The organism is Pelagibius sp. (assembly GCF_028289705.1).
Classification (GTDB): Bacteria; Pseudomonadota; Alphaproteobacteria; order Kiloniellales; family Kiloniellaceae; genus Pelagibius.
Genome location: NZ_JANQOI010000077.1, coordinates 1 through 7,508 on the forward strand (window position 1 = coordinate 1; position 7,508 = coordinate 7,508).

Annotated in this window: 8 protein-coding genes; 3 read left to right on the top strand and 5 right to left on the bottom strand. The window is 69.2% G+C overall.

The features are described from left to right. The 5 genes from acs to tsaD all read right to left on the bottom strand — a co-directional run. A partial coding sequence (acs, locus tag Q0996_RS09355) for an acetate--CoA ligase (protein ID WP_299618081.1) occupies window positions 1-1,509 on the bottom strand: 1,509 nt, incomplete at its 3' end. Between the two features lie 144 nt (window positions 1,510-1,653). After that, window positions 1,654-2,073, bottom strand: a complete 420-nt coding sequence (locus tag Q0996_RS09360; protein ID WP_299618084.1) for an EVE domain-containing protein — start codon at window positions 2,071-2,073, stop codon at window positions 1,654-1,656. Then, window positions 2,070-2,348: a YciI family protein gene (locus Q0996_RS09365; protein ID WP_299618087.1), complete on the bottom strand. Its 279-nt coding sequence runs from the start codon at window positions 2,346-2,348 to the stop codon at window positions 2,070-2,072. The genes Q0996_RS09360 and Q0996_RS09365 overlap by 4 nt, the downstream gene beginning before the upstream one ends. A gap of 46 nt (window positions 2,349-2,394) precedes the next feature. Further along, window positions 2,395-3,393, bottom strand: a complete 999-nt coding sequence (locus Q0996_RS09370) for an NAD(P)H-dependent glycerol-3-phosphate dehydrogenase (protein ID WP_299618090.1) — start codon at window positions 3,391-3,393, stop codon at window positions 2,395-2,397. A gap of 4 nt (window positions 3,394-3,397) precedes the next feature. Beyond that, the gene (tsaD, locus tag Q0996_RS09375; RefSeq protein WP_322096673.1) at window positions 3,398-4,459 is read right to left on the bottom strand and encodes a tRNA (adenosine(37)-N6)-threonylcarbamoyltransferase complex transferase subunit TsaD; all 1,062 of its coding nucleotides are present in this window, start codon (window positions 4,457-4,459) and stop codon (window positions 3,398-3,400) included. Window positions 4,460-4,588: 129 nt separating this feature from the next. On the opposite strand from tsaD, the gene hemC reads away from it, so the two are divergent. The 3 genes from hemC to Q0996_RS09390 all read left to right on the top strand — a co-directional run. Further along, on the top strand, window positions 4,589-5,539 hold the full coding sequence (gene hemC, locus Q0996_RS09380; RefSeq protein ID WP_299618096.1) for a hydroxymethylbilane synthase: 951 nt from the start codon (window positions 4,589-4,591) through the stop codon (window positions 5,537-5,539). A 31-nt stretch (window positions 5,540-5,570) separates the two neighbouring features. Further along, a complete protein-coding gene (locus tag Q0996_RS09385; protein WP_299618098.1) occupies window positions 5,571-6,293 on the top strand; it encodes a uroporphyrinogen-III synthase in 723 nt (240 codons plus the stop codon). A gap of 66 nt (window positions 6,294-6,359) precedes the next feature. Next, the coding region (locus Q0996_RS09390) for a carph-isopro domain-containing protein (protein WP_367575662.1) at window positions 6,360-7,508 on the top strand (1,149 nt) is incomplete at its 3' end.

The window sequence follows — 7,508 nt, forward strand, 5'->3', positions numbered from 1 at the left end:
ATCGCGCCGGCAGCCGTCGCCGGTGAAGTACTTGCCGGGGTAAGTGGAGAAGTAGGTCTGCACGAAGCGCTCGTGATCGCCGTAGACCGTGCGCATCTGGCCCGGCCAGGAATCGGCGATGCAGAGATTGCCCTCGGTGGCGCCTTCCAGGTGCTGGCCTTCGCCGTCGACGATCACCGGGCGCACGCCGAAGAAGGGCCGCGTGGCCGAGCCCGGCTTCAGCGGCGTGGCACCGGGCAGCGGGGTGATGAGGATGCCGCCGGTCTCGGTCTGCCACCAGGTATCGACGATGGGGCAGCGCTCGCCGCCCACCACGTTGTAGTACCACATCCAGGCTTCCGGATTGATGGGCTCGCCGACCGTTCCCAAAAGACGCAGGGACTCGCGCTTGGTCTTCTTCACCGGCTCCTCGCCCTCGCGCATCAGCGCGCGGATCGCCGTGGGGGCGGTGTAGAAGATGTTCACCTTGTGCTTGTCGCAGACCTGCCAGAAGCGCGAGGAGTCCGGATAGTTCGGCACGCCCTCGAACATCAGCGTGGTGGCGCCGTTGGCCAGGGGCCCGTAGACGATGTAGCTGTGGCCGGTGACCCAACCCACATCCGCCGTGCACCAGTAGATCTCGCCGTCGTGGTAGTCGAAGACGTACTGATGGGTCATGGAGGCATAGACCATGTAGCCACCGGTGGTGTGCATCACGCCTTTCGGCTTACCTGTCGAGCCCGAGGTATAGAGGATGAACAGCGGCGTCTCCGCCTCCAGTTCCTCGGCGGGGCAGTCGGTCGATGCGGCTTCGCAGGCCTCGTGGTACCAGACGTCGCGCCCTTCGACCCAGTTGATCTCGCCGCCGGTGCGCTTGACCACGAAGACGGTCTTCACGTCTGAGCAGCTTTCCAGGGCCGCGTCGGTGTTTTTCTTCAGCGGCACCTTACGGCCGCCGCGCAGGCCCTCGTCGGCGGTGATGATGCAGTCGGACCGGCAGTCCTGGATGCGCCCCGCCAGGGCGTCGGGCGAGAAGCCGCCGAAGACCACGGAGTGGATGGCACCGATGCGCGCGCAGGCCAGCATGGCGTAGGCGGCCTCGGGGATCATCGGCATGTAGATGGTGACGCGGTCGCCCTGCTTCACGCCGCGCGCTTTCATCGCATTGGCCAGGCGGCAGACGTTCTCGTGCAGTTCGCCAAAGGTGATGTGCAGGTGCTCGCCGGGGTCGTCGCCTTCCCAGATGATGGCGGTGTCGTTCTGCCGGGCGGGCAGGTGGCGGTCGACGCAGTTGTAGCAGGCGTTGGTGGTGCCGTCCTCGAACCACTTGATATGGACGTCGTCGGGCCCGTAGTTCACGTCCTTCACCTGGGTAAAGGGCTTGAACCAATGGATCCGCTTGCCGTGCTCCGCCCAGAAGGCTTCAGGGTCGGCGATGGACTGTTCGTAGAGCTTGAAGTAGCCGGCCTCGTCGCACCAGGCGCTTGCCGCGGTCTCGGCGGGCACAGGAAATACGGTGGTTTCGGACATGTCCTCGGCGGCCTCCCTGCTTAGGTCAAATCATCCGGACGGCCTTGCAGCCCTACTGCCGTCTTCTTTTACGGTTCGGATTATTTCCGGAATTCCTGCGCGATACAAGGGCTGCGCCGGGCGTTGACTGGGCGGCAACCGCCACTACTTCGGCTTGGTCTTGCCCATCTTGCAGATCAGGTCCCACTCCGGCTTTTTCACCGGCAGCACCGAGAGCCGCGACTGGCGCACCAGCGCGAGATCCTGCAGCCGTGGCTCCGCCTTGATCTGCGCCAGGGTCACCGGTTCGACGAAAGGCCGCAGGGCCTTCACGTCCACCATGCCGAAGCGTCCACTCGCGTCGCTGGGATCGGGATAGTAGAGCTTGGCGACTTCGACGATGCCGACGACCTGCTTCTCGTTGACCGAGTGATAGAAGAAGGCCTGGTCGCCCAGCTCCATGGCCTTCATGTTGTTGGAAGCCTGATAGTTGCGCACGCCGTCCCACTCGGCGGTGCCGGCTTTCACCTGATCCTCCCAGGACCAGGTGCCGGGTTCCGACTTCATCAGCCAGTAGGCGGTCATGGCAGCACCTTCTTGTAGGCGGTGATGGTCACGCTCTCGAAGAGGCCGGCCTTGGCATAGGGGTCGCCGGCGGCGAAGGCTTCCGCGGCGGCGCGGTCATCGGCGTCGATAATGATCACGCTGCCGGTGACGCTCTCGCCGTCGTCGCTGGTCATCGGCCCGGCGATCAGCAGGCGCTCGAGGTTGCTCTTGAGGTATTCGAGATGGGCCGGGCGGTTCTCCGCCCGGACATGGCCGTGGCCGGCCTTGTCGACGCAATAGAGTACGAAGGTCATGATGTTCCCCTGGATCGCAAAGACCACCTGCGGCGTGGCTGCCGCACTATGCCGAAAAGCCCTCGGCCTTTAAAGGCCGCGCCAGCAGGCCGTCTATGGCCGCCGCCAGATCGGCGCCGGCGTTGACCACCTGATCCACGGCCTGGCAGATCGGCAGTTCCACACCGGCCCGCTCCGCCATGGCGACCGCCGCGCGGGCGGTGAAGACGCCTTCGGTCACGCCGCGGCTCGCGGCCAGGGCCTCGTCCAGGCTCCGTCCCTCGCCCAGCGCCAGACCGAGACTGTAATTGCGCGACTGGGTGGCGGTACAGCTCAGCGTCAGGTCGCCGAGGCCGGCCAGCCCCATCATGGTCTCCGCCCGTCCGCCAAGCGCGATGCAAAGACGGGTCATCTCCGCGAGGCCGCGGGTGATAAGGGCGGCGCGCGCATTGTCGCCCAGGCGGCGCCCGGCGACGATGCCGCAGGCGATGGCCAGGACGTTCTTGATGGCACCGCCCACCTCGGCGCCCAGCAGGTCGTCGGAGACATAGGGCCGGAATGCGCGGCTGCCGATGGCCCGGGCCAGGGCTTCGGCGAGGCCGGCCTCACGGCTCGCCAGGGTGACGGCGGCCGGCAGGCCGCGCGCCACCTCGGCGGCGAAGGTCGGCCCCGACAGGGCGGCCAGCGGCCGGCCCGGCAGGCAGGCGGCGGCCACCTCGCTCATCAGCAAGCCACTGGCCTGTTCGATGCCCTTGGCGCAGAGCACCAGCGGTATGTCTTCCGGCAAGACCGGCGCCAGAGAGTCGGCCATGGGTCTCAGGGCCTGGGCCGGCATGACCAGCAGGCAGGCTTCGGCCCGAACCAGCTCGGCGCTGTCCGAAGTGATCAGGATGTCTTCCGGCAACGGGACCCCCGGCAGGTAGCGGGCGTTTTCCCGCCGCTCGGCGACCTCCGTCATCCGCGCCGGATCGCGACCCCAGAGGGTCACGGAGCGTCCGGCGCGATGACAGGCCACCGCCAGGGCGGTGCCCCAGGATCCGGCGCCGATGACGGCCAGCCTCTCCATGGCCTCAGCCTGGGGAGGCCGCGGCGCGGGCCGCCAGATCCTCCAGCGGCCAGCGCGGCCGGGCGGCGAAGTCCAGCGGGTCGGTGAGGCCGAGGCGCAGGCGCTCCACCCCGGCCCAGGCGATCATGGCGGCGTTGTCGGTGCAGAGCGCCGGCGGCGGCGCCAGCAGCCGCGTCCCGGCGCTGGCGGCAACGGCGTCCAGGCGGGCGCGCAGATGGCGGTTGGCGGCAACGCCGCCGGCGACCACGAGCGGGCCCGCCTTGGCGTAGCGCTCGGCGAAGAGTGCCAGCGCCTTGGTGCAGCGTTCGGCGAGCACGTCGCCGACGGCGGCCTGGAAGGCGGCGGCCAGATCGGCCCGCCGCTGCGGATCGCCCTCGGGATTGTCGAGCAGGCCCGCGCCCTGCGCCGCATGGCGCACCGCGGTCTTGAGCCCGGAGAAGGAGAAGTCCAGGCCGGGCCGGCCCAGCATCGGCCGCGGCAGACCGAAAGCCTCCGGGTCACCCTCGGTCGCGGCACGTTCGACAGCCGGGCCGCCGGGATAGCCGAGCCCCAGAAGCTTGGCGGTCTTGTCGAAAGCTTCGCCCACGGCGTCGTCGATGGTGCCGCCGAGGTGCCGGTAGCGGCCGACGCCCTCCACCGCTAGAAGTTGACAGTGTCCGCCGGAGACCAGCAGCAGCAGGTAGGGAAAATCCAGCGCCGCGCCGAGCCGTGCGGTCAGGGCGTGCCCCTCCAGGTGATTGACCGCGAGGAACGGCAGCTCCCAGGCAAGGGCGATGGCCTTCGCCGTCATCACGCCGACGAAGACCCCGCCGATCAGCCCCGGGCCGGCGGTGACCGCCACGCCGTCCAGATCGGCGAAGGCCAGCCCAGCCTGTTCCATGGCCTCGCCGACCAGGCGGTCGATGTGATCGAGATGGCTGCGCGCGGCGATCTCCGGCACCACCCCGCCGTAGGGGCGGTGCTCGTCGAGCTGGGAGAGGATGAGGTTGGCGAGAATGCGGCCCTCGCCGGTCACCACCGCGGCGGCGGTTTCATCGCAGGAGGTCTCGATCCCCAGCACCGTCAGGCTGGGCTCGCTCGGCTTGGTCTCCGACATGGGCGGACCATAGAGCCTCGCCCGCGGTGATGCCAGCCCACCGCCCAGACTATGGCAGACCATGGACGTGGTGAGAAATGCGGGCTAAAGCTTGCCGCCATGACGCAGAAACTTCCGTTCCGCCTCGGCACCCGGGGCAGTCCGCTGGCGCTGACCCAGGCGCGGGAGGTGCGCGCGCGTCTCGCGGCGGCCCACCCCGCCCTGGCGGCGGACGACGCCGTCGAGATCGTGGTGATCAAGACCACCGGCGACCGCATTCAGGACCGCGCCCTGGCGGAGATCGGCGGCAAGGGCCTGTTCACCAAGGAGATCGAAGAGGCCCTCATCGAGGGACGCGTCGACGCGGCGGTGCATTCCATGAAAGACGTGCCGACCTGGCTGCCCGACGGCCTGGTGGTGGAACACGTGCTGGCGCGGGAGGACCCGCGCGATGCGTTTTTCTCGCCGCATGGCAAGAGTATCGCCGAGTTGCCGGAGGGGGCGTTGGTCGGGACCTCTTCCCTGCGGCGCCAGGCGCAGGTTCTCTGCGCCCGACCCGACCTCCGCGTCGCCCCACTGCGCGGCAATGTCGCCACCCGCCTGCGCAAGCTGGCGGAAGGGCAGGTCGATGCGACCCTCCTCGCCGTTGCCGGCCTGCGCCGCCTGGGCGAAGCCGACAAGATCACCGCGGCGCTGTCGGTGGAGGAGATGCTGCCGGCGGTGGCGCAAGGCGCCATCGGTCTGGAGATCCGCGGCGACGATGACGACTGCCGCGCCCTCCTCGACGCCATCTGCTGTCCCGACAGCGGTCTCAGGGTGGCCGCGGAGCGTGCCTTGCTGGCGATCCTCGAAGGCTCCTGCCGCACGCCCATCGCTGGCCTCGCCGAGCTCTCCGAGGACCGCGAGACCCTGCGCCTGCGCGCCCTGGTCGCCATGCCCGACGGCAGCGTGGTTCACAGGGCCGAGCGGTCGGGGCCGGCCACTGACCCGGCAACGCTGGGCCGCAGCCTGGGCGAGGACCTGAAGGCGGCGGGCGGCGAGGCGTTCTTCGATGCCATCACCGGGCACTAGCGACGCAGGAAGGGGACAGACGCAGTTGCGGGTGCTCGTCACCCGGCCCCGCGAAGACGCCGAGAGCCTGGTTGCCGCGCTGAATGAGCGCGGCCACCGCGTGGTGGTCGAACCTCTGTTGACCATCGTGCCCCGCAGCGCCGTCGACTGGCCGCAGGGTCACGCGGCGGCCCAGGCGCTGCTGATCACCAGCGCTAACGGCCTGCGCGCGTTCGCCGGACTCGATACTCGCCGGAAGCTGCCGGTCTACGCTGTCGGCGATGCCAGTGCCGCGGCGGCGCGTGCCGCCGGGTTTGACAAGGTCACCTCGGCGGCCGGCGACGTGGAAGACCTGGCCCGCTGCGTGCGCGATGCACTGCGCCCTCAGGACGGCCCGCTGCTGCATCCCGCGGCCAGCAAACGCGCCGGGGATCTCAAAGGACTCCTGGAGGCTGCGGGATTTCGGGTCCTGCGGGCGATTCTCTACGATTCTCAAGCGGTAAGCCGGCTGTCGCCGGAGCTGAGGCAGGCGCTCACCTCGGAATTGATCGATGTCGCGACATTTTTCTCCCCCCGAACCGCCGCGAGCTTTGCTAGCTTGGTCGCGGAGGCAGGACTGGATGGCGCCTGCCGAAGGGCCGTTGCGCTTTGCCTGAGCGATGCCGTGGCACAACAGGTCTCCGGGCTTCCCTGGCGGTCGATTGCCGTCGCGGCCCGGCCGGATCAGGACGCACTGCTTGTACGGCTTGACGCCTTGGCCCAGAGCGGCGAGTAATGAGGGTACTTATGCGCCGCAACGAAGAAGCGTACGGCGCCGGGCGGGAAGGCATCTGCGGGGATCATGGCTGAATCCGAAGGACAGAGCGGCAAGGCGGGCGTCGGCGGCACAGGCAAGGCTGGGGATCAGAGTACGTCTCCGGCCCTGGCGGTGATCGAGCTGTTCGGCGGCATCCGCCCCATGGCCAAGGACCTGGGGGTGGCGGTCTCCACGGTGCAAGGCTGGAAGGAACGGGAGTCGATTCCTGCCAACCGCCACGACCAGATTCGCGCCGCCGCCGGCAAGAAGGGCCTGACCCTCGATGCGGAGCTGTTGCGCGCCGCCGCCTTGCCGGGCGGAGGCTCGGGCCAACCGCCGGTCATCGAGGGTGAAGTGCAGAAACCAACGAGCGCATCGGAATCCAAGCCTGCACCCTCGACTTCAGCGGACAAGCAAGCCGAGAAACCGGCCGAGAAGACCCCCGAAAAGACATCCAGCGCCGGCGCCGCAACGGCGACCCAGAGCAGCGCCGCCTCGCGCGCCAGTCAGGCGGCGCGGCCTGCCGCCGGCGCCGCGCCGGCGGCCAGCGGCGGGCGCGGCTCCATGGTGAATGGTTTGGCCTTGGGCTTTGCGCTGGCCGTCGTGGTGGCCGTTGGCACCATCTATACCCGGGAGCTCTGGCAGCCCCTCTTCGGTTCCGGCGGCGCACAGGAGAACGCCGCCGTAACCGAGGCCCTGCAGGCGCTGGACCAACGGCTGACAGCGCTGCAGGCCGAGCTTCCCCCTGACAACAGCGCCGCCCTGAGCGATCTGAACGAGCGCCTTGCGACTCTCGAGGCCGCGGTCTCCCAGGGGGCCGGGCAGGACCCGGAAACCCGCGCCGCCCTGGAATCCCTCAGCGCCAATCTCGCGGGCCTCTCCGACCGCATCCAGGAAATCGAAGACCGCATGCAGTCCATCGAGGACGGCCAGGCCGCGGCCATCGCCCCGACGGCGGCGCTCAGCGACCGGCTCAGCGGCGAAGCCGCCCGGCTGGACGAATTGCTGACCGCGCAGTCCGAGTTGCAGGCGCGCCTCGACGCGACGGAACAGGACCTGGCCGGCACCATCGCCCGCCGCGACGCGGCGCCCGGCAGCCAGGAAACCCTGCTGCTTCTGGCGGCGCTGCAACTGCGTGATGCGATCCGCGGCTCCGGACCGTACGAAGAGCCCTTGCGGATGCTGCAGAACCTG

Excerpts from the sequence above, each read along its gene's own strand:
- Q0996_RS09360 (WP_299618084.1), bottom strand. The coding sequence starts at position 2,073 with ATGACCGCCTACTGGCTGATGAAGTCGGAACCCGGCACCTGGTCCTGG.
- Q0996_RS09365 (WP_299618087.1), bottom strand. The coding sequence starts at position 2,348 with ATGACCTTCGTACTCTATTGCGTCGACAAGGCCGGCCACGGCCATGTC.
- Q0996_RS09370 (WP_299618090.1), bottom strand. The coding sequence starts at position 3,393 with ATGGAGAGGCTGGCCGTCATCGGCGCCGGATCCTGGGGCACCGCCCTG.
- hemC (WP_299618096.1), top strand. The coding sequence starts at position 4,589 with ATGACGCAGAAACTTCCGTTCCGCCTCGGCACCCGGGGCAGTCCGCTG.